The organism is Achromobacter ruhlandii (assembly GCF_902859695.1).
GTDB lineage: Bacteria > Pseudomonadota > Gammaproteobacteria > Burkholderiales > Burkholderiaceae_B > Achromobacter > Achromobacter ruhlandii.
Genome location: NZ_CADIJL010000007.1, coordinates 76,354 through 96,545 on the forward strand (window position 1 = coordinate 76,354; position 20,192 = coordinate 96,545).

General features: G+C 68.3%; 18 protein-coding genes and 1 tRNA gene. 16 read left to right on the plus strand and 3 right to left on the minus strand.

Annotated elements, in window-relative coordinates:
• Positions 1–8: 8 nt before the first annotated feature.
• The 8 genes from HV742_RS11215 to HV742_RS11250 all read left to right on the plus strand — a co-directional run bounded on the left by HV742_RS11215 (position 9) and on the right by HV742_RS11250 (position 6,647).
• A complete protein-coding gene (locus HV742_RS11215; RefSeq protein ID WP_054419207.1) occupies positions 9–818 on the plus strand; it encodes a methionine ABC transporter ATP-binding protein in 810 nt (269 codons plus the stop codon).
• Positions 818–1,480 (plus strand): methionine ABC transporter permease, encoded by a 663-nt coding sequence (locus HV742_RS11220; protein ID WP_006387310.1) that lies wholly within the window; start codon positions 818–820, stop codon positions 1,478–1,480. The genes HV742_RS11215 and HV742_RS11220 overlap by 1 nt, the downstream gene beginning before the upstream one ends.
• A 16-nt stretch (positions 1,481–1,496) precedes the next feature.
• Positions 1,497–2,330: a MetQ/NlpA family ABC transporter substrate-binding protein gene (locus HV742_RS11225; RefSeq protein WP_175145158.1), complete on the plus strand. Its 834-nt coding sequence runs from the start codon at positions 1,497–1,499 to the stop codon at positions 2,328–2,330.
• A 25-nt stretch (positions 2,331–2,355) separates the two neighbouring features.
• On the plus strand, positions 2,356–3,261 hold the full coding sequence (locus HV742_RS11230) for an ATP-binding cassette domain-containing protein (protein ID WP_100503793.1): 906 nt from the start codon (positions 2,356–2,358) through the stop codon (positions 3,259–3,261).
• Positions 3,262–3,353: 92 nt separating this feature from the next.
• Positions 3,354–3,569 (plus strand): TOBE domain-containing protein, encoded by a 216-nt coding sequence (locus HV742_RS11235; RefSeq protein WP_006227327.1) that lies wholly within the window; start codon positions 3,354–3,356, stop codon positions 3,567–3,569.
• A 339-nt stretch (positions 3,570–3,908) separates the two neighbouring features.
• Positions 3,909–4,853, plus strand: a complete 945-nt coding sequence (locus HV742_RS11240; RefSeq protein ID WP_049070767.1) for a YVTN family beta-propeller repeat protein — start codon at positions 3,909–3,911, stop codon at positions 4,851–4,853.
• Positions 4,837–5,631, plus strand: a complete 795-nt coding sequence (locus HV742_RS11245; protein ID WP_059269041.1) for a polysaccharide deacetylase family protein — start codon at positions 4,837–4,839, stop codon at positions 5,629–5,631. The genes HV742_RS11240 and HV742_RS11245 overlap by 17 nt, the downstream gene beginning before the upstream one ends.
• 2 nt (positions 5,632–5,633) lie before the next feature.
• Complete coding sequence (locus tag HV742_RS11250) at positions 5,634–6,647, plus strand: sterol desaturase family protein (RefSeq protein ID WP_175145159.1); 1,014 nt, start codon at positions 5,634–5,636, stop codon at positions 6,645–6,647.
• Positions 6,648–6,833: 186 nt separating this feature from the next.
• Here the strand turns inward: HV742_RS11250 and HV742_RS11255 are convergent, their stop codons facing one another.
• Positions 6,834–7,331: an acyl-CoA thioesterase gene (locus HV742_RS11255; RefSeq protein ID WP_054420021.1), complete on the minus strand. Its 498-nt coding sequence runs from the start codon at positions 7,329–7,331 to the stop codon at positions 6,834–6,836.
• Between the two features lie 77 nt (positions 7,332–7,408).
• Positions 7,409–8,947, minus strand: a complete 1,539-nt coding sequence (locus HV742_RS11260; RefSeq protein WP_175145161.1) for a DUF1254 domain-containing protein — start codon at positions 8,945–8,947, stop codon at positions 7,409–7,411.
• A 272-nt stretch (positions 8,948–9,219) separates the two neighbouring features.
• Between HV742_RS11260 and fdnG the strand changes: the two genes are divergently transcribed.
• From fdnG to HV742_RS11300, 8 genes are all read left to right on the plus strand, one after another.
• The gene (gene fdnG / locus HV742_RS11265) at positions 9,220–12,288 is read left to right on the plus strand and encodes a formate dehydrogenase-N subunit alpha (protein WP_139122155.1); all 3,069 of its coding nucleotides are present in this window, start codon (positions 9,220–9,222) and stop codon (positions 12,286–12,288) included.
• 10 nt (positions 12,289–12,298) lie between these two features.
• The gene (gene fdxH, locus HV742_RS11270; protein ID WP_063582523.1) at positions 12,299–13,198 is read left to right on the plus strand and encodes a formate dehydrogenase subunit beta; all 900 of its coding nucleotides are present in this window, start codon (positions 12,299–12,301) and stop codon (positions 13,196–13,198) included.
• Positions 13,191–13,838: a formate dehydrogenase subunit gamma gene (locus HV742_RS11275; RefSeq protein WP_049070779.1), complete on the plus strand. Its 648-nt coding sequence runs from the start codon at positions 13,191–13,193 to the stop codon at positions 13,836–13,838. The genes fdxH and HV742_RS11275 overlap by 8 nt, the downstream gene beginning before the upstream one ends.
• Before the next feature lie 129 nt (positions 13,839–13,967).
• The gene (fdhE, locus tag HV742_RS11280) at positions 13,968–14,903 is read left to right on the plus strand and encodes a formate dehydrogenase accessory protein FdhE (RefSeq protein ID WP_054420012.1); all 936 of its coding nucleotides are present in this window, start codon (positions 13,968–13,970) and stop codon (positions 14,901–14,903) included.
• 2 nt (positions 14,904–14,905) lie between these two features.
• The gene (selA, locus tag HV742_RS11285) at positions 14,906–16,366 is read left to right on the plus strand and encodes an L-seryl-tRNA(Sec) selenium transferase (protein ID WP_175145163.1); all 1,461 of its coding nucleotides are present in this window, start codon (positions 14,906–14,908) and stop codon (positions 16,364–16,366) included.
• Complete coding sequence (gene selB, locus HV742_RS11290; protein WP_175145165.1) at positions 16,363–18,300, plus strand: selenocysteine-specific translation elongation factor; 1,938 nt, start codon at positions 16,363–16,365, stop codon at positions 18,298–18,300. Before selA ends, selB begins: the two co-directional genes overlap by 4 nt.
• A gap of 12 nt (positions 18,301–18,312) precedes the next feature.
• Positions 18,313–18,408, plus strand: a tRNA-Sec gene (locus HV742_RS11295).
• Between the two features lie 196 nt (positions 18,409–18,604).
• A complete protein-coding gene (locus tag HV742_RS11300; RefSeq protein WP_175145167.1) occupies positions 18,605–19,639 on the plus strand; it encodes a glycosyltransferase in 1,035 nt (344 codons plus the stop codon).
• Positions 19,640–19,646: 7 nt separating this feature from the next.
• Here the strand turns inward: HV742_RS11300 and HV742_RS11305 are convergent, their stop codons facing one another.
• The gene (locus HV742_RS11305) at positions 19,647–20,186 is read right to left on the minus strand and encodes a TlpA disulfide reductase family protein (RefSeq protein ID WP_068951387.1); all 540 of its coding nucleotides are present in this window, start codon (positions 20,184–20,186) and stop codon (positions 19,647–19,649) included.
• Between the last annotated feature and the right edge of the window lie 6 nt (positions 20,187–20,192).

The window sequence follows — 20,192 nt, forward strand, 5'->3', positions numbered from 1 at the left end:
ATTCGCCGATGACCGATCTTTCCTCCCTACCCGAACCGGCCTCGCTGCCGCAGCCGCTGATCCGGCTGGACGCGGTGAGCAAGTCGTTCGCCACCCGCGCCGGCCGCTTCGACGCGGTGCGCGACGTGTCGCTGTCGATCCGCGCCGGCGACACCTTCGGCATCATCGGCAAGAGCGGCGCCGGCAAGTCGACGCTGCTGCGCCTGATCAACCTGCTCGAACGTCCCGACCAAGGCACGGTGCGGGTCGGCGGCACCGAGTTGACCGCGCTTGGCAAGCCGGCGCTGCGCGCCGCGCGCCAGAACATCGGCATGATCTTCCAGCAGTTCAACCTGCTGCAGAACGAGACCGTGTTCGAGAACGTGGCCTTCCCGTTGCGGGTGCATGGCGGCCGCGGCCGCGAACAGATCGCGGCGCGGGTGCGCGAGTGCCTGGAAATTGTCGGCCTGACGGACAAGACCGCCAGCTATCCCGCGCAGCTGTCCGGCGGCCAGAAGCAGCGCGTGGCGATTGCGCGCGCGCTGGCCAGCGAGCCGGCGGTGCTGCTGTGCGACGAGCCGACCTCGGCGCTCGACCCCGAGACCACGCGCTCGGTGCTGAGCGTGCTGCGCGACATCAACAAACGCCTGGGCGTGACCATCGTCATCGTCACGCACGAATTGGCGGTGGTGCGGGCGCTGTGCCGCCACGTCGCCGTGATGGAGAACGGCCAGGTGCTGGAGCAGGCCGAGATCTCCGGCGCCGGCGTGCACCTGACCTCGGCGCTCGGCCGCGAGCTGATCCGCGAAGCCACCCATCCCTATGAAGAGGTCGCCTGATGCTGGACACCTTTGTGCAATTGCTGCCCGAACTGGGCGTGGCGGTCGGCCAGACCTTCCTGATGCTGGGCATCGCGCTGGCCGCGTCGATCCTGCTGGGCGGACCGCTCGGCGTGCTGGTGTTCCTGACCGGCCCGGGCCAGTCGCTGGACCGCCCGCTGGCGCACCGGCTGCTGAGCTGGACGGTCAATACCGTGCGCTCATTCCCCTTCATCATCCTGCTGGTGGCGCTGGTGCCGTTCACCCGCGTCATTGCCGGCACCTCGATCGGCCCCGTGGCGGCGGCGGTGCCGCTGTCGTTCGCGGCGATTCCGTACTTCGCCCGGCTGGTCGAGCAATGCCTGCGCGAAGTGCCGCGCGGCGTCATCGAGGCCGCGCACGCCGCCGGCGCATCCGAACTGCAGATCGTGCGCCGGGTGCTGCTGGTGGAAGCGCGGTCCGGGCTGGTGCTGGCCCTGACCGTGCTGGCGGTGAGCTTCCTGTCGTATTCCGCGGTGGCCGGCGTGGTGGGCGGCGGCGGCATCGGCGACTTGGCCATCCGCTATGGCTATTACCGCTTCCAGACCGACGTGATGGTGCTGACCGTGGCGCTGCTCGTGGTGCTGGTGCAGATCATCCAGTTCGCCGGCAATACCGTCGCGCGACGCATCGACAAACGTTGATCCCGAGAGGAATCCCATGTCCGTCAAACGCAATCTCCTGAGCCTGGCGCTGGCCGCCACCGTCCTGTCGCTGTCCGGCGCCGCGCTGGCGGCCGATCCGGCCAAGAAGGAAATCGTCTTCGGCGCCACCGCCGGCCCCTACAGCGACCAGATCAAGCTCGGCATCAAGCCGATCCTGGAGAAGCAGGGCTACACCGTGCGCATCGTCGAATTCAACGACTACGTGCAACCGAACTTCGCGCTGGCCCAGGGCGCGCTGGACGCCAATGCTTTCCAGCACATCGTGTACCTGCAGAACTTCGCCGCCAAGAACAAGCTGGAGCTGTCGGAGCTGGTCAAGGTGCCGACCGCGCCCATCGCCATCTACAGCCGCAAGTACAAGAGCGTGGACGCCGCGCCCGAGGGCGTGAGCGTGGCGGTGCCGAACGATCCGACCAACCAGGCGCGCGCGCTGGTGGTGCTGCAGGAGCTGGGCTGGATCAAGCTGCGCGAAGGCTACGACCCGTTGCGGGTATCGGAGAAGGACGTGGCCGTGAACGTGAAGAAGATCAAGCTTATCCCGCTGGAGGCGGCGCAGTTGCCGCGCTCGCTGGAGGACACCGACTACTCGTTCGTGAACGGCAACTTCGCGCTGGCCTCGGGCCTGAAGCTGACCGAGGCGCTGGCGCTGGAGAAGACCACGCCCACCTACCAGAACCTGGTGGCGGTGCGCACGGCCGACCTGGACAAGCCGTTCGTCAAGGACATCGCCGCGGCCTACGCCTCGCCCGAGTTCCTGGCGGTGACCGAGAAATCGTTCGCCGGCTTCGTCAAGACCGACTATCAGCAGAAGCTGGCGGCGTCCCGCTGAGGACGCGGCGCCCGGAGGCCACGCCATGTTCGTCAACCCCAACGAGTTCGAGCTGTTGCAGCACCTGGACGTGCCCGGGCGCGCCGATCGCGAACCGGCCGCCGACGAGGTGGTGCCGGCCCGGGCCGCGCTGCGCGTGACCCTGCGGCAGCTGTCCAAGCGCTATGGCGAGCGCCTGGTGCTCAAGGGGCTGGACCTGGATATCGCGCCGGGCGAGTTCGTGGCGGTGGTGGGACAGAGCGGCTGCGGCAAGAGCACCCTGCTGCGCCTGCTGGCCGGGCTGGAGACGCCCAGCGCGGCGCAGGGCGGCGTGCCGTCGCGCTCGCCGGTGCTGTTCGACAACTTTCCGCAATGGTCGGCCGACAGCCGGGTGCGGATGATGTTCCAGGACGCGCGCCTGCTGCCTTGGAAAAGCGTGGCGCAGAACGTGGCGCTGGGCCTGCCCGGCCAGGCACGGGCCCAGGCGGCCGAAGTGCTGCGGCAGGTGGGCCTGGGCGACCGCGGCGGCGACTGGCCGGCGCAACTGTCCGGCGGCCAGCGCCAGCGCGTGGCGCTGGCCCGCGCGCTGGTGCACCGGCCGGGCCTGCTGCTGCTGGATGAGCCGCTGGGCGCCCTGGACGCGCTGACCCGTATCGGCATGCAGCAACTGATCGAGGACATCTGGCGCCGCGACGGCTTCACCGCGGTGCTGGTGACGCACGACGTGGGCGAGGCGGTGGCGCTGGCCGACCGCATCCTGGTGATCGACGAGGGCCGCGTGGTGCTGGACGAGCGCGTCGAGCTGGCGCGGCCGCGTTCGCGGGGATCGGCCGCCTTCGCGGCGCTGGAGGCGCGGGTGCTGCGGGTGGTGATGAAGCAGGAGGCGCCGGCGGCGGGGGACAGGCCCCTGGCGCCGGTCATACAGATACGGCACCTGCGGCTCGCGGTTTAGTCCGCGGCCGCGGGGGCGGTTTTCCTGGCAAGCGCCGCCCGGGCGCGAGCGGGACCCAACGGAAATCCTTCCATTTTTTCAGGAGCAGGACCATGAGCATTCAATCCATCAACGCCCGCAACCAGTTCCGCGGCAAGATCAAGGAAATCATCCTGGGCCCGGTGGTCTCGGAGGTCGACGTGGACACGCCCGCCGGCATCGTCACGTCCGTCATCACGACCCGTTCGGTCAAGGAACTCGACCTGCAGGTCGGCACCGAGGTGCTGGCCTTCGTCAAGGCCACGGAAGTCTCGGTCGCCAAGCTGTAGGCATGCGCTGCCGGAATCGGCGCCTTTCCGGCGCCGGTTTCGGTACATGTCGCCGGCCACGCCAAGGGCCCGGTGTGTCGTTCGGAACCTGGAATAACATCACGCCGCAACCCATTGGCGCCAAATGTTTTTTTACGATTGTTGCAGGTGTGGCGGCGCGAGCGTTGTAGCGGTGCCGCAACCTGCCTGCCGCGCGGCCCGGTCGGCCGGGGTTTACGGTTTTTTGACAGTTGGCTATGCCAAAATGGCGAGCACTGGGATCGGCGCCCGATCCCCTTTTGTCGGACCTGGAAATTGAATCCCTTGCATTTTGTCCGCTGCGCCATTTTCGGCGCAGGGATGGCGCTCAGCGCCGCCGCGGCGTCGGCCCCGATCTTCGTCCTGAACTCCCTGGACGCCAACGTCAGCATCGTCGATCCCGCCACGTACACGGAATTGCGGCGCGTCCCCACGGGCAAGGAACCGCACCACCTGTATCTCACGCCTGACAAGAAGTCGCTGATGGTCGCCAACGCCACCGGCGACTCGATCACGCTGATGGATCCCAAGACCGGCGAGGTGCAGCGCACCCTGACCGGCATCGTCGATCCCTACCAGTTGCAGTTCTCGCCGGACATGAAGTGGTTCGTCACGGCCGCCAATCGCCTGGACCACATCGACATCTACGCCTGGAAGCCGCTGGAAAAGGGCTTCGACCTGACGCTGGTCAAGCGCATCCCGGCCGGCAAGACGCCCAGCCACATCATGATCGACGCCAAGAGCACCACGGCGTACGTCACGCTGCAGGACAGCGACCAGCTCATCGCCATCGACCTGGCCACGCAGACGCCCAAATGGACCGTCTCGGTCGGCAAGACCCCGGCCGACGTGTTCCTCACGCCCGACCAGAAAACGCTGCTGGTGGCGCTGACCGGCGATTCCTACGTCGAGGCCTATGACGTCAGCAAGGGCCCGGCCAAGTTGATCTCGCGCATCAAGACCGCCGCCGGCGCGCACGCCTTCCGCGCCCAGGGCGACCAGCGCCACCTGTTCGTCAGCAACCGCACCGCCAACTCCATCAGCCGCATCGACCTGCAGACGCTGGCCGTGGTCGACACCTTCCCGGTGCCGGGCGGTCCCGATTGCATGGACGTGCTGGCCGACGGCAAGACCCTGCTGGTCACGTCGCGCTGGGCCCGCAAGCTCACCGTGGTGGACCTGGAGCAGAAGAAGGTCGTCAAGCAGGTCAACGTCGGCAAGTCGCCGCACGGCGTCTGGACGCTGAACCATGCGGCGACCCGCTAAACGGCAACTGGCCGCCGCCGTCTGCCTGGCGCTGGCGGCGCAGGCCGCCACAGCGGCCCCCGCGTCCTGTGACAAGCCGGTCTACCTGACCTTCGACACCGGCCACATGGGCGTGGCGCCGCTGATCGCCGACGTGCTGGCGCGCCACCACGTCAAGGTCACGTTTTTCCTGGCCAACGAGCGCACCCTGACCGACGGCAGCAGCCTGGACGACCAGTGGGCGCCGTGGTGGAAGGCGCGCGCGGCCGAGGGCCACGTGTTCGGCTCGCACACCTACGACCACGTCTACTGGCAGGGCGACCTGCCGGACGGCAAGTTCCGCGTCAAGCCCAGCGCCGGCCCCGACACGGGTAAGCGCGAGACCTGGACCGCCGAGCAGTACTGCGCCGAGATCAAGCGCTCCGCCACCCGCTTCACGCAGATGACCGGCAAGCAGATGCTGCCGCTGTACCGCGCGCCGGGCGGCAAGACCTCGCCGGCCCTGCTGCGCGCCGCCAAGGCCTGCGGCTTCGAGCACGTGGGCTGGGCGCCGGCCGGTTTCCTGGGCGACGAACTGCCCAGCGACAAGTACCCCAATGCCAAGCTGCTGGACCAGGCGCTGCGCACCATCAAGCCCGGCGACATCCTGCTGGCGCACCTGGGCATCTGGTCGCGCCAGGACCCCTGGGCGCCCGCCGTGCTGGAGCCGCTGATTGAAGGCCTGCAGCGCAAGGGCTATTGTTTTGCTACCTTGGATACGCATCCGGCTTACCGCGACTGGATCGCCACGCATCACTGATCATGGATACGCTTAGTCAATGGTTCGGGAACTGTCAGCAATGGTTGTTCGAAACCCTGGTGCAGCCGGCGCTGTTCCACCTGGGCCTGAGCAATTTCATCGAGGACGGCTACGACGCCACCATGTGGCTGCTGGTCGGCCTGCTGCAGGTGGCCGTGCTGCTGCTGGTGTTCGGCCCGCTGCAGCGCCTGCGCCCGGTCGAGCCGGTCACCGACCGCCGCCAGATCGGCATCGACGTGATCTACACGCTGATCCATCGCCTGGGCGTGTTCCGCCTGGCGTTGTTCTTCACCATCGACCCGTTCTGGGACAGCATCTTCGGGCAGCTGCACATCTGGGGCTTCGCGCCGTTCCAGCTCGACCAGTACTGGCCCGGCGTGACCGACCAGGCCTGGGTCAGCCTGATCATCTACCTGCTGCTGTTCGACCTGGTGGACTACCTGTACCACCGCGCCCAGCACCGTTTCGCCTGGCTCTGGGCGCTGCACGCGGTGCACCACAGCCAGCGCCAGATGACCATGTGGAGCGATGACCGCAACCACCTGCTGGACGACATGCTGCGCGACGTCGTGGTGGTGTTCGTGTCGCAGCTGGTGGGCGTGCCGCCCGCGCAGTTCGTGGCGATCGTGGCCATCACCCAGCTGGCGCAGAGCTTCTCGCACGCCAACCTGCGCATGCACTTCGGCGCCATTGGCGAACGCCTGCTGGTCAGCCCGCGTTTCCACCGCCATCACCATTCCATCGCCTATGACGCGTCGACGCCGGGGCCGGCCGGCGGCTACAACTTTGCCGCGCTGTTCCCGGTCTGGGACGTGTTGTTCCGCTCGGCGCGCTTTGGCGTCGGCTACGGCCCCACCGGCATCCATGACCAGCAGCCGGAACTGGGCGGCCGCGACTACGGCCAGGGCTTCTGGTCGCAACAGTGGCTGGGCCTCAAGCGCATGGTCGGCCGCGACCGTGAACCGGCCGTGACGGCGCCGCCGTCGCGCCCGCCGGGCGCGGCCGAAGGCGCGTGACGCGCCGCGTTGCGCCGTCGCCAAAAAAAACCGGGCCTCAAGGCCCGGTTTTCATGTCCGCTCACCTGCGACCTGGACGCCGCTCATCGCAAGAATAGCCGCCCGCCCGCCCGCCGGGCCGCCCCAAGGGCGGGCAGCCCCCTCGGGGGGCAGCTAGCGCGCGAAGCGCGCGCGGCGTGGGGGCGTTCACCCCTCATGGGTGGTTTCGCGCTTGATCTCGTCGTGGCGCCGTTCCATTTCCTGGCGCAGTTCGCGGCGCAGGCGGGCGGCCTCGAAGCGCTGCTTTTCCTCGAGGTTGCGCGGCGCCAGCGGCGGCACCGCGGTGGGGGCGCCGTTGTCGTCCACCGCCACCATCGTGAAGTAACAGCTGTTGGTGTGGCGCACCAGCTTCTTGCGGATGTCCTCGGTGACCACCTTGATGCCGATTTCCATCGAGGTACGGCCGGTGTAGTTCACCGCCGCCAGGAAGGTCACCAGCTCGCCAACGTGAATCGGCTCGCGGAATACGACCTGGTCGACCGACAGGGTCACCACGTACTGGCCGGCGTAGCGGCTGGCACAGGCGTAGGCGACCTGGTCCAGGTACTTGAGGATGGTTCCGCCGTGCACATTGCCTGAGAAGTTCGCCATATCGGGCGTCATCAGGATGGTCATCGACAGTTGGTGGCTAAAGGCTTCGTCCATGGCGGGCGTTCTACTCGGCGACAAAACGCCTATGGTAGTGGCGAAACCCTGTCATGGCGCCGTCGGCGGCGGGTTTGTCAGGGTTTCTTCGCGGGGCCGGGGACGGGAGCGCCGGGCGGCGTCGTGGCGGGCGTTGCGACGCCGCCCGGCGCGGCCCCCGCCCGGGGTTCCGCCTCGGGCGCGGATTCCGGTTCGGCCTCCGGTTCGTCGCGCACGGCCGGCGGTGGCGTCCACAGCCCGTCCAGCAGGGCCGGACCCGGGGCATAGACCCGCAGCAGCACGTATACCGGGCCGCTGGCCGCCACCGGCAGCCAGTTGGCCTGCGCGCCGGGCTCGGGGGCGGCGTGGCTGATCAGCAGGTCGAGCGAGCCGTCGGCGTTGTACTGCAGCGGATCGCGTTCGCCCAGTGCGTAGCGGTCGATGGGATTGGCCACCGGCAGGCCTTGCGCGTCGTAGGCGGCCAGCGACCACCGCGCGCCGGCTGGCGGCAACTGGCCGCTGTCGAAGTGCAGCGTGTAGCGATGGGCGCCATCCAGCGGCCGGCCCTGGCTGTCGGCGGCCAGCAGCAGCGCCGACAGGTCCTCGGGCAGCCCCGCGCCCGGCTGGGCCTGGGCCGACAGCGCGCGCCGCAGATAGGCGTTGCCGTAGACGCCGGCGCTGGCCGTCTCGCGCTGCCAGCCGTTGACGCTGGCCAGGCTGACGCCGGCGGCCGCCAGCATGCGTTCGCGCGCTTCGCGCAGGCCGCGCCGCAGGCCCTGCTTGACCGGGTGGTCGAGCTTGTCGAAGTCGAACGGCCGGCCGGGGATCAGCCCGACCCGGCGCAGCTTGGCCAGCACGGGCTGGTCGGTGGCATGCGCCGGATTGCGGCGCAGCAGCTCGGCGGCATAGGTGAAGAAGGCGTCGGTCGGCATCGATTCGACCTGCTCGCGCACCGGCGTCTTCAGGTCCAGCGACGGATCGGCTTTGATGCGCTGCGACTGCGGCGGCAGGTTCCACTGCGCCAGCGGCGTCAGAGTGAAGCCATCCTGCAGCGCGTGGACCGCCGGATAGTCAGCCGGGCCGTCGGTCTGGACCAGTGAGCGGGCCCAGACATACGCCGTGGGCGCGTCGATGCGCGGCATGCCCGATGGCAGGGTGCCGGACCAGCCCGGCGGCACGATCGCGGTATTGCCGCGGGCGGTGCCCGTGCTGCGCTTGCCAACCGTGGCGAAGGCCTCGTTCCACAGATCCAGCAGCGTCAGGGTATACGGGCGTCCCTGACTGTCCGGCACCGACAGCACCACCGGCCCGGCGCTCAGGTCGATCCAGGCGGTGCTGCGCAGCATGTCAGGGTTGCCCCAGGGCGTGGCCGCGCCCGGCCGGGGCAGGGCGCGGGTGTGCAGGAAGGTGTTGGCGGGCGCGCCCAGATCGCCCTGCGACGGATGCGTGAACTGGCGCCGGGTCAGGTCCAGGGTGAGCAGCGGGTAGAAATACAGATAGCCTTCCATTGCCGCCTCGCGGGCGGATTCGGTGGCCGCCGCCGCCGGGGTCGGCGCCGGCGCGGCGACGGCTGGCGCGGGCGACAGGCCGTGCGCGGCCAGCGACAGGGACAGGACCAGGGGGGCAAAACGGCGCATCGGCGCTCCAACGGGCAGGCAGGAAGGGCGTAAAAGCGGGCCGGAACCCGCCGCGAGCAATGGTAGCAGTCTCGCGATCATCCAAAATCCGCGAAAAAGCCCGATCCTGGCGGTAAATCGTTCTCATTGCCCGATTTTGTGTTCAGGGGACGCAAGGCATGGCAACTCGCTCGCGCTGCGCCTATACTTGCTTGCATATCCTTGGAATTCGTAGGGCTTTTCCCCCGGACCGGCCCGCGCTTTCCTCCTATTCACCCGGAGAGGAGTGCTTCATGGTCAACATGAACCGCCGCCAGTTCTTCAAGGTGACCGGTACCACGCTGGCTGGCTCGAGCCTGGCATTGCTGGGGGTAGCCCCTGGCACGGCCATGGCCGAGGTGCGCCAGTACAAGCTTGCGCGCATGACGGAAACGCGCAACACCTGTCCCTACTGTTCGGTCGCCTGTGGTCTGCTGATGTATGGCCTGGGCGATGGCGCCAAGAATGCCCGCGCCAGCATCATGCACATCGAGGGCGACCCCGACCACCCCGTCAACCGCGGCACGCTCTGTCCCAAGGGCGCGGCCCTGATCGACTTCATCCACAGCCCCAACCGCCTGAAGTACCCGGAATACCGGGCGCCCGGTTCGGACAAGTGGGAACGGATCTCCTGGGACGACGCGCTCACGCGCATCACCAAGCTCATGAAGGCCGACCGTGACGCCAACTTCGTCGAAAAGACCGAAGACGGCAAGACGGTCAACCGCTGGCTGACCACCGGCATGCTGGCCGCCTCGGCAAGCAGCAACGAGGTCGGCTATATCACGCACAAGACCGTGCGTAGCATGGGGATGCTGGCGTTCGACAACCAAGCCCGTGTCTGACATGGCCCGACGGTGGCAGGTCTTGCCCCGACGTTTGGCCGTGGAGCGATGACGAACCATTGGGTCGACATCAAGAACGCGGACGTAGTACTGATCATGGGCGGCAATGCCGCCGAGGCCCACCCCTGCGGGTTCAAATGGGTCACGGAAGCGAAAGCCCATAACAAGGCGAAGCTGATCGTCGTGGATCCGCGCTTCACGCGCTCGGCATCCGTGGCGGACTTCTACGCGCCCATACGCACCGGCACCGACATCATCTTCCTGGGTGGCGTCATCAAGTACCTGTTGGATCACGACAAGATCCAGCACGAGTACGTGCGCAACTACACCGACTTTTCCTACATCGTGCGCGAGGACTTCGCGTTCGACGCGGGCCTGTACTCCGGCTACAACGCCGAGAAGCGGACCTACGACAAGGCCAGTTGGGACTACGAGCGCGGCGACGACGGCTACGTCAAGACCGATCCGACGCTGGCGCATCCGCGTTCGGTCTACCAGCTGCTCAAGAAGCACTACTCGCGCTATACCGAAGAGATGGTCGAACGTGTCTGCGGCACGCCGCGCGACAAGTTCCTGAAGGTCTGCGAGATGCTGGCGTCCACCGCCACCACCGACCGGGCCGCCACCATCCTGTACGCGCTGGGCTGGACGCAGCACTCGATCGGTTCGCAGATCATCCGCACCGGCGCCATGGTGCAGCTGCTGCTGGGCAACATCGGCATCGCCGGCGGCGGCATGAACGCGCTGCGCGGGCACTCGAACATCCAGGGCCTGACCGACCTGGGCCTGATGTCGAACCTGCTGCCCGGCTACATGACGCTGCCCAACGAGCCCGAGCAGGACTACGGCAAGTACATCGCCGCGCGCGCGCTCAAGCCGCTGCGGCCGAACCAGCTCAGCTACTGGCAGAACTACGGCAAGTTCCACGTGAGCCTGATGAAGGCCTGGTGGGGCAAGGCCGCGACCGCCGAGAACAACTGGGCGTTCGACTACCTGCCCAAGCTCGACAAGCTCTACGACATGCTGCAGGTCTACGAGCTGATGAACCAGGGCAAGATGAACGGCTACCTGGCGCAGGGCTTCAACCCGCTGGCGGCCGCGCCCAACAAGGCCAAGCTGAACGCCGGTTTCGCCAAGCTCAAGTTCCTGGTCATCATGGACCCGCTGGTCACCGAGACCTCGGAATTCTGGCGCAACGCCGGCGAGGCCAACGACGTCGATCCCAAGCAGATCCAGACCGAAGTGTTCCGCCTGCCCACCACCTGTTTCGCCGAGGAAGACGGCGCGCTGGTGAACTCCGGGCGCTGGCTGCAATGGCACTGGAAGGGCGCCGAGCCGCCGGGCGAGGCCAAGAGCGACATCGAGATCATGTCGCTGATCTTCACGCGCCTGCGCAAGATGTACCAGGAAGAGGGCGGCAAGTACCCCGACCCCATCGTCAACCTGTCCTGGCCGTATTCCAACCCGCAGAGCCCGACCGCGGAAGAGCTGGCCAAGGAATACTCGGGCAAGGCGCTGGTGGACCTGGTCGACCCCAAGGACCCGACCAAGGTCACGCGCAAGGGCGGCGAACAACTGGCCGGCTTTGCCGAGCTGCGCGACGACGGTTCCACCGCCAGCGGCTGCTGGATCTTCGCCGGCGCCTGGGGGCCCGGCGGCAACCTGATGGCGCGCCGCGACAACAGCGACCCGACCGGCATCGGCCAGACGCTGAACTGGGCCTGGGCCTGGCCGGCCAACCGCCGCATCCTGTACAACCGCGCCTCCTGCGACGTCGCGGGCAAGCCGTTCAACCCGCGCCGCAGCCTGATTTCATGGAACGGCAAGGCCTGGGTCGGCGCCGACATCCCCGACTTCAAGGGCGATGAAAACCCCGACGGCGGCATGGGCCCGTTCATCATGAACCCCGAGGGCGTGGCGCGCTTCTTCGCGCGCGCCGGCATGGCCGAAGGGCCGTTCCCGGAACACTACGAGCCGTTCGAGACGCCGCTGGGCTACAACCCGCTGTATCCGAAGGCCAAGGGCGTCACCAGCAACCCGGCGGCGCGCGTGTTCAAGGACGACCTGGCGGCGATGGGCACGGTGGACAAGTTCCCCTACGTGGCCACCACCTACCGCCTCACCGAGCACTTCCACTACTGGACCAAGAACGTCCGCATCAACGCGATCCTGCAACCCGAGCAGTTCGTCGAGATCAGCGAGGTCATGGCCAAGGAACTGGGCATCGCCAACGGCTCGCGCGTGAAGGTGTCGTCCAACCGCGGCTACATCAAGGCCGTGGCGCTGGTCACCAAGCGCCTGCGCCCGCTGACCATCGAGGGCAAGACGGTCTACCACGTCGGCATCCCGATCCACTGGGGCTTTGTCGGCATTGCCAAACCGGGCTTCCTGACCAACACCCTGACCCCGTTCGTGGGCGACGGCAATTCGCAGACACCGGAATTCAAGTCGTTCCTGGTGCAGGTCGAGAAGATCTAGGAGAGCGCTCATGTCTATGCAATCCCTCGACATCAAACGGCGCTCGGCCACCACCACGCCGCCGCCGGGCGTGCGCGAACCCATCACCGGGTCCGTGGCCAAGCTGATCGACGTCTCCAAGTGCATCGGCTGCAAGGCCTGCCAGAGCGCGTGCATGGAGTGGAACGACCTGCGCGACGAGATCGGCACCAACGTCGGCGTCTACGACAACCCGGCCGACCTGACCGAGCATTCCTGGACCGTCATGCGCTTCTCGGAATACGAGAACCCGCAGGGCGACCTGGAGTGGCTGATCCGCAAGGACGGCTGCATGCACTGCGAGGATCCGGGCTGCCTGAAGGCCTGTCCGTCGCCGGGCGCCATCATCCAGTACAACAACGGCATCGTCGATTTCCACGAAGAGAACTGCATCGGTTGCGGCTACTGCATCACCGGCTGCCCGTTCAACGTGCCGCGCATCAGCAAGAAGGACCACAAGGCGTACAAGTGCACCCTGTGTTCCGACCGCGTGGCCGTCGGCCAGGAGCCGGCCTGCGTCAAGTCCTGCCCCACCGGCGCCATCGTGTTCGGCACCAAGGACGACATGAAGCAGCACGCGGCCGAACGCATCGAGGACCTGAAATCGCGCGGTTTCGAGCAGGCCGGCCTGTATGACCCGCAGGGCGTGGGCGGCACGCACGTGATGTACGTGCTGCATCATGCCGACCAGCCCGGGCTGTACCACGGGCTGCCGAAGGACCCGCAGATCAGCCCGATGGTCTCGCTGTGGAAGGGCATCGCCAAGCCGCTGGGCGTGGCCGCCATGGCGCTGACGGCGCTGGCTGGCTTCTTCCACTACGCCCGCGTCGGCCGCAACGAGGTCGACGAGGAAGACGAACGTCGCGCCGAAGAGGAGATCCGCCATGAGTGACGACCGCCATCACCGCCGGATCAAGCGCTATTCCCCCGGCGAGCGCACCAACCACTGGATCATCGCCCTCACGTTCATCCTGTTGGCGCTGTCCGGGCTGGCGCTGTTCCATCCCTCGATGTTCTGGCTCACCAACCTGTTCGGCGGCGGTCCCTGGACCCGCATCCTGCATCCGTTCATCGGGCTGGTGATGTTCTTCTGCTTCGTGGTGTTCGCCGGCCACATGTGGCGCCACAACCTGATGACCAAGGCCGACCGCCAGTGGCTCAGCCAGCTCAACGACGTGGTCGAGAACCGCGAGGACAAGCTGCCCGAGGTCGGCAAGTACAACGCCGGCCAGAAGCTGCTGTTCTATGTGCTGATCCTGTGCATGCTGGGGCTGTTCGTCAGCGGCATTGTGATCTGGCGCGAATTCTTCGCCTTCTATTTCCCGATCTGGGTGGTGCGCGCCGCTTCGGTGCTGCATGCCGTTTGTGCATTGGTGCTGATTTGCGCGATCATTGTGCATATTTATGCGGCGATCTGGGTCAAGGGCTCGCTCACGGCGATGCTGCGCGGCTACGTGACCGCGGGCTGGGCGTGGAAGCACCACCGCGCCTGGTTCCGGGAACAAATCGGCAAGCAGTCCACGACGAAGTAAGCGGGCCCCGCGCGGCGGGCGCCACCTGGCGGCGGTGGCGGCGCCGCCGGGTGGATCCCGCCCGATCCCACCGCACGGCTGCCTCCCCCTGTCGGGGCGGCAGCCGTGTTTGTTTATCTGGAGACGCAATTGCAGCGAATTCTTCCGCGTGGCGAGATCGAGGCGCTCGATCACAACACCATCCCCCGCATCCAGCTGCCGGCGCGCGATTCGGTTTTCGCGACGCGCGCGGCACGCCTGCGGCAGCTGGCCGTGGATAGCCCGGTGGCCGACTACCTGCTGCTGATGGCGCGGCTGGTCGACGCCCAGCACCATGCCCTGCGCGACTGCAACGCGCCGCCGGCCTCGGAAGACCGCATCGCCCTGGCGCAGGCCCATGGCATGCCGCCGTTGCAGGCGGTGGGCTGGCCGCGCGACCCGCTGTGGCGCGACATCCTGCGCCAACTGGTCGACGAGGTTGCCGGCGGCCAGGACGTGCCGGCCGAGGCCCTGGACGTCTGCGCGGCGTTGCGCCGCGCGCTCGACGAAGACACCGAATCGCTCGAAGACCTGGCCGAGGCGGTGTTGTCGGAACAGCATCGCGGCGTCGACGGCGCCGCCGCGCCGTTCGTCATGGCTGCCCTGCAGGTGTACTGGACCGACCTGGCCAGCCGCTTCGACGAAAAGCAACTGCCGGTGGCCTCGCCCTTCGGCGTCTGCCCGGTGTGCGCCAGCCTGCCGGTGGCCAGCGTGGTGCGCGTGGGCGGGCAGTTCGAGGGCTACCGCTACCTGTGCTGCAGCCTGTGCGCGACCCAGTGGCACATGGTGCGGGTCAAGTGTTCGCATTGCGAGGATGTCGAGTCCGTGGCCTACCAGGCCATCGAGGGCCGCGCGCCCGCCATCAAGGCCGAGACCTGCGACCGCTGCCATACCTACCGCAAGATCTTCTACCAGGACAAGGACCTGCACGTGGAGCCGGTGGCCGACGACCTCGCCAGCCTGATGCTGGACGTGCTGGTGGGCGAGGCCGGCTATTCGCGCGCCAGCGGCAATCCGCTGCTGTGGCACGGCGCCGAGGAGGAATAGCCATGACCGGGTTCGCCGCCGCCGCCGACATCCCCGCGCTCGACCGGCTGCTGAACGCGCCGGCGCTGGCCGCGGCGCTGGACTCGCATGGCCGCACGCAGGTGGTGGCGGCCCTGCGCCGGCACCTGGACGTCCTGCGCCAGCGCGCCCTGGCCGGCGAGCTGCCGCGCGCGGACCTGGCGGAAGCCGCCGTGGCCGCCGCCGTCGACAGCGCCCTGGCGCGTGCCGCCGCCCCGCGTCTGCGCGCCGTCTACAACCTGACCGGCACCGTGCTGCACACCAACCTGGGCCGCGCGCTGCTGCCCGACGAGGCGGTGGCCTCGGTGCTGCGCGCGCTGACCACGCCGGCCAACCTGGAATTCGACCTGGACAGCGGCGGCCGAGGCGACCGCGACGACCTGATCGACGACCTGCTGTGCGAACTGACCGGGGCCGAGGCCGCGACGGTGGTCAACAACAACGCCGCCGCCGTGCTGCTGATGCTGAACGCGCTGGCCGACCGCCGCGAGGTGGTGGTGTCGCGCGGCGAGCTGGTCGAGATCGGCGGCGCCTTCCGCATCCCCGACATCATGAAGCGCGCAGGCGCCAGGCTGGTCGAGGTGGGCACCACCAACCGCACCCACGCCGCCGACTACGAGAACGCCATCGGCCCGCGCACCGCGATGCTGATGAAGGTGCATTGCAGCAACTACGCCGTCACCGGCTTCACCAAGAGCGTCGGCGTGGCCGAGGTGGCGGCGCTGGCGCATGCGCGCGGCCTGCCGGCCACGGTGGACCTGGGCAGCGGCACGCTGGTGGACCTGACCCAGTTCGGCCTGCCGCGCGAGGACACGGTGCGCGAGACCATTGCCGCCGGCGCTGACCTGGTCACCTTCAGCGGCGACAAGCTGCTGGGCGGCCCGCAGGCCGGCCTGCTGGTCGGGCGCGCCGACCTGATCCGCAAGATCAAGAAGAACCCGCTCAAGCGCGCCCTGCGCGTGGGCAAGCTGACGCTGGCCGCGCTCGAACCGGTATTGCAGCTGTACCGCGCGCCGGAATTCCTGGCGCAGCGCCTGACCACGCTGCGCCTGCTGACGCGGCCGCAGCGCGAGATCCAGCCGCTGGCCGAGCGCCTGCGCGGCGTGCTGGCGCACGCGGCGGGCGCGGACTACGAGGTCGAGGCGGTGCCGATGTTCAGCCAGATCGGCAGCGGCGCATTGCCGGTGGACCAGTTGCCCAGTTACGGGCTGGCGGTGCGCTATCGCGGCAAGGGCCGTCCCGGCCGCCATCTGGACCGCCTGGAGACGCGCTTGCGCAACCTGCCGGTGCCGGTGATCGGCCGTATCGCCGATGATGCGCTGTGGCTCGACCTGCGCTGCCTGGAGGCGCGCGACGAGGCCGCCTTCACCGCACAACTCGCCGAAAGACGCGCTGAACCCTCCGCCGCGCCATCGGCGCCGCAATCCGTGGAGCCGCGCGCATGATCGTCGGCACCGCCGGCCATATCGACCATGGCAAGACCACGCTGGTGCGGGCGCTGACGGGGGTCGACACCGACCGTCTCAAGGAAGAGAAGGCGCGCGGCATTTCAATCGAACTGGGCTACGCCTACACGCCCCTGCCCAACGGCGACGTGCTGGGCTTCATCGACGTGCCGGGCCACGAGAAGCTGGTGCACACCATGGCGGCGGGCGCCAGCGGCATCGACTTCGGCCTGCTGGTGGTGGCGGCCGATGACGGCGTCATGCCGCAGACCCGCGAACACCTGGCGATCCTGTCGCTGCTGGGCGTGGCGCGCGGCGCGGTGGCCTTGACCAAGGCCGACCGCGCCGACCCGGCCCGGCTGGCGGCGGTGCGCGGCGAGATCGCGGCGCTGGCGGCCGACACCTTCCTGCGGGATGCGCCCGTGTTCGAGGTGTGCGCGGCGCGCGTCGGCGACGATGGCGTGGCGCGCCTCAAACAGCATCTGGATGAGACGGCGCAGGCGCTGGGCGCGCGCGACGGCGCGGGCCTGTTCCGGCTGGCGGTGGACCGCGTCTTCACGCTGGCCGGCCACGGCACCGTGGTCACCGGCACCGCGCACGGCGGCCGCGCCCGCGTCGGCGACGACGACGCCGACCTGCGCCTGATGCCGGCGGGCACGCGGGTGCGGGTGCGCGGCATCCACGCGCAGAACCAGCCGAGCGAGACCGGCGCGGCTGGCCAGCGCTGCGCGCTGAACCTGGCGGGCATCGACAAGAGCGCCATCACACGCGGCGACTGGATTGCCGATGCGCGCTGCTTTCTGCCGTCGCGCCACGTCGATGTGGCCTTGACGCTGCTGCCCTCGGCCGACGCGCCGCTGCGGGCCTGGACGCCGCTGCACGTGCACATCGGCGCGGCGCGCCACGTGGCGCACGTGGTGCCGCTGTCGGCCGATGCCTTGGCGCCGGGCCAGTCGGGTTGGGTGCAACTGGTATTCGACGAATTGGTGTGCGCGATGCCCGGCGACCGCTACATCGTGCGCAATGCGCAGGCCACGCGCACGGTCGGCGGCGGCCGCGTGCTCGATCCGAACGCGCCGGACCGCAAGCGCCGCGCGCCGGCGCGGATGCAATGGCTGCAAGGCGTGGCGGAGATGCTGGACGGCGGCGGGCTGCAACCGCTGCTGGCACAGGCCGTGCTTGGGCTGGACGAGACGGCGCTGCAACGCCTGGCAGGCCGGCCGGTGCGCGAGCTGGCGGCGCCCGACGGCGCGATCTGGATCGAGCCGCGCGCGCCGCAGGGCGCGCGCACGCTGATCCTGGCCACGCACTGGGAAGCGCTGCGGGCGCGGGTGGAGCAGGCGCTGGCGAACTTTCATCAGGGCGCGCCGGACGAACCCGGGCCGGACGGCTCGCGCCTGCGCCGCATGGCGCTGCCGGCGGCGCCGGAGGCATTGTGGCAGGGGCTGCTGGACGATCTGCAGCAGCAGGGCCGGGTGTTGCGCAACGGGCCGTGGCTGCATCTGCCGGGCCACACCGCGGCGCTGGCCGAGGCCGAGGCGCAACTGGCGCAACGCCTGTTGCCGCTGCTGGCCGCGGGCGCCTACGACCCTCCCTGGGTGCGCGATCTGGCGCGCGCGCAGGGCGAGCCCGAGGAGCGCGTGCGGCAGGTGCTGCGCAAGCTGCTGCGGCGTGGCGAGGTGGCGCAGGTGGTGAAGGATCTGTTCTATCACCGCGAGCGGGTGGCGGAGCTGGCGGCGCTGGCGGTCGCGCTTGCCGGCAAACCCGAAGGGTTGAACGCGGCGGCCTTCCGGGATGCCACCGGCCTGGGGCGCAAACGCGCGATCCAGATCCTGGAATTCTTCGATCGGACGGGGCTGACACGGCGGCTGCGTGACACGCACGTGCTGCGCACGGACAGCGCGTACCTGGGGGCCGGGCAGGCGGTATCATAGGCGGGTTTTCGAGGAAGGCATCCGTGTCCGGTGGCACGGCCGGGCTTCAAACCCGGTTGGGGGCGTCAGACGTTCCCAGGTAGGTTCGACTCCTGCTGCCTTCCGCCATTCGTTCCCGCGATGGTCGTTCGGCCAAAAACAGGCGGACCGGTCTTGTATTGATGAGTCTGGTTCCTGTGGCCTCGTAATCCAGCGTAGTTTACCGATCCACCCGCGCCTGTTGGACGATGGATCGAATAATCGAAGACCCATGGCAAGACCCGGTTCAGGGCGCGAGGATTCACGCGCCTACGCATTACCGGATATGAACCACGTCGACCCCATTGCGCCACAGATCAGCCTGATCGTCCCTGTCTATAACTGCGAGCGGTATCTTGCCCACCAACTGGATGCGCTGTTGGGCAATGCCGCGATGAACATGGAGGTGATCGCGGTCGATGATGGTTCCGCCGATGGCGGCATGGCGATCCTGCAGGCCTATGCCGCCAAGGATGCGCGCCTGCGCATCATCAGGCAGACCCATCTCGGGCAGGGCGCCGCAAGGAATGCGGGCTTGCAGGCGGCGCGTGGTACCTGGATCGCATTCGCCGATGCCGATGATGTGTTGCCCGTGGCGGGGCTCGCTGCGTGGTACGAACAGGCCGTCTCGCAGGATCTGGACGTGTTGATCGGTAACGCATATCGCTTCACGGACACACCCCCTCCCGCGCCCCGGCCCGCGGTCCTGACACGGCAGCCGGTCGCGCGGACGATGGCCGGCACGGACTGGATCGTCCACTGTGTAGGCGTCGGGGAATGGCCGCACTACGTTTGCCTGCAACTTATCAGGCGTGACCTCATCTGCCGGCACCGGCTGGCATTCGAACCCACGATATTCCACGAAGACATTCTCTGGACTACCGAGCTCGCCCTTGTTGCCAAGCGGATCGGCTTCGCGCCCGAACCTGTCTATGGCTATCGCCGCAACCCCGATTCGACAACGCTGTCGACTTCGCCTCAGATCCGCCAGCGGCGCGGCATCAGCTATGTCCATATCATCGGCAGGTTGCTTGTCCTGTCCTCGCGACGAGAACTCGGCCGCAGGACTCGCATTGCCCTGGTCCGCCACGTTGTGCATGAACTTCTGTGCTTCGTAAGTCTGCTTCGCAATGACGTGGGCGATCCGCAGATGCGGGCCCACCTTGCGCGCGCCATGCTCGATCTTCGCGCCTGGCCGCGGCTGGTTCGCCACGCACGCGGTATCACCCAACTCCGACGCCTGCTCAAGGCGTATTGGCGCCTGCGACGGATGGTCCGCGCGGAAAGTCTCGCCGTGGCGGACGTGTCCACCAGGCGGTAGCCAATGCCTACGCGCGCAGCATCCGCGTGACGACGCTGCTGACGTTCTCGGCTTTCCAGTCCAGTGCGCCCAGGTGCCAGTGGCGGATGCTGCCGCCGCGATCGACGAGGTAGTTGGCGGGCAGGCCGACGGCGTCCCATTTCTTGGAAACGGTGCTGTTGCGGTCGTGCAGCACGGCGCCGGCGACGGGCCATTTGGCCAGGAAGGTGGTGATCTTGCCGAGGGCTTCGCCGACGTTGACAGCGACCAGGCGCAGGCCTTCCTCGCGGTGGCGCCTGGCCATGGCGGACATCAGGGGGATTTCGTCGCGGCAGGGGTCGCACCATGTCGCCCAGAAGCTGACGATGACGACATTGCCGCGCCAGTTGGCGAGTTTCTGTTCGCGGCCGGAGAGGTCGGGCAGGGCCAGGGGCGGGGTAGCGGCGGTCCAGGGCGCCCAGTCGGGGCCGGTGGCGAGCTTGAGGGCGCTGTCGCTGGCGGCGCCCGCCCAGGCAGGCAGGGCCGCCAGCGACAGGGCGGATTGCAGCAGTTGGCGGCGGCTGAGCATGGCGTG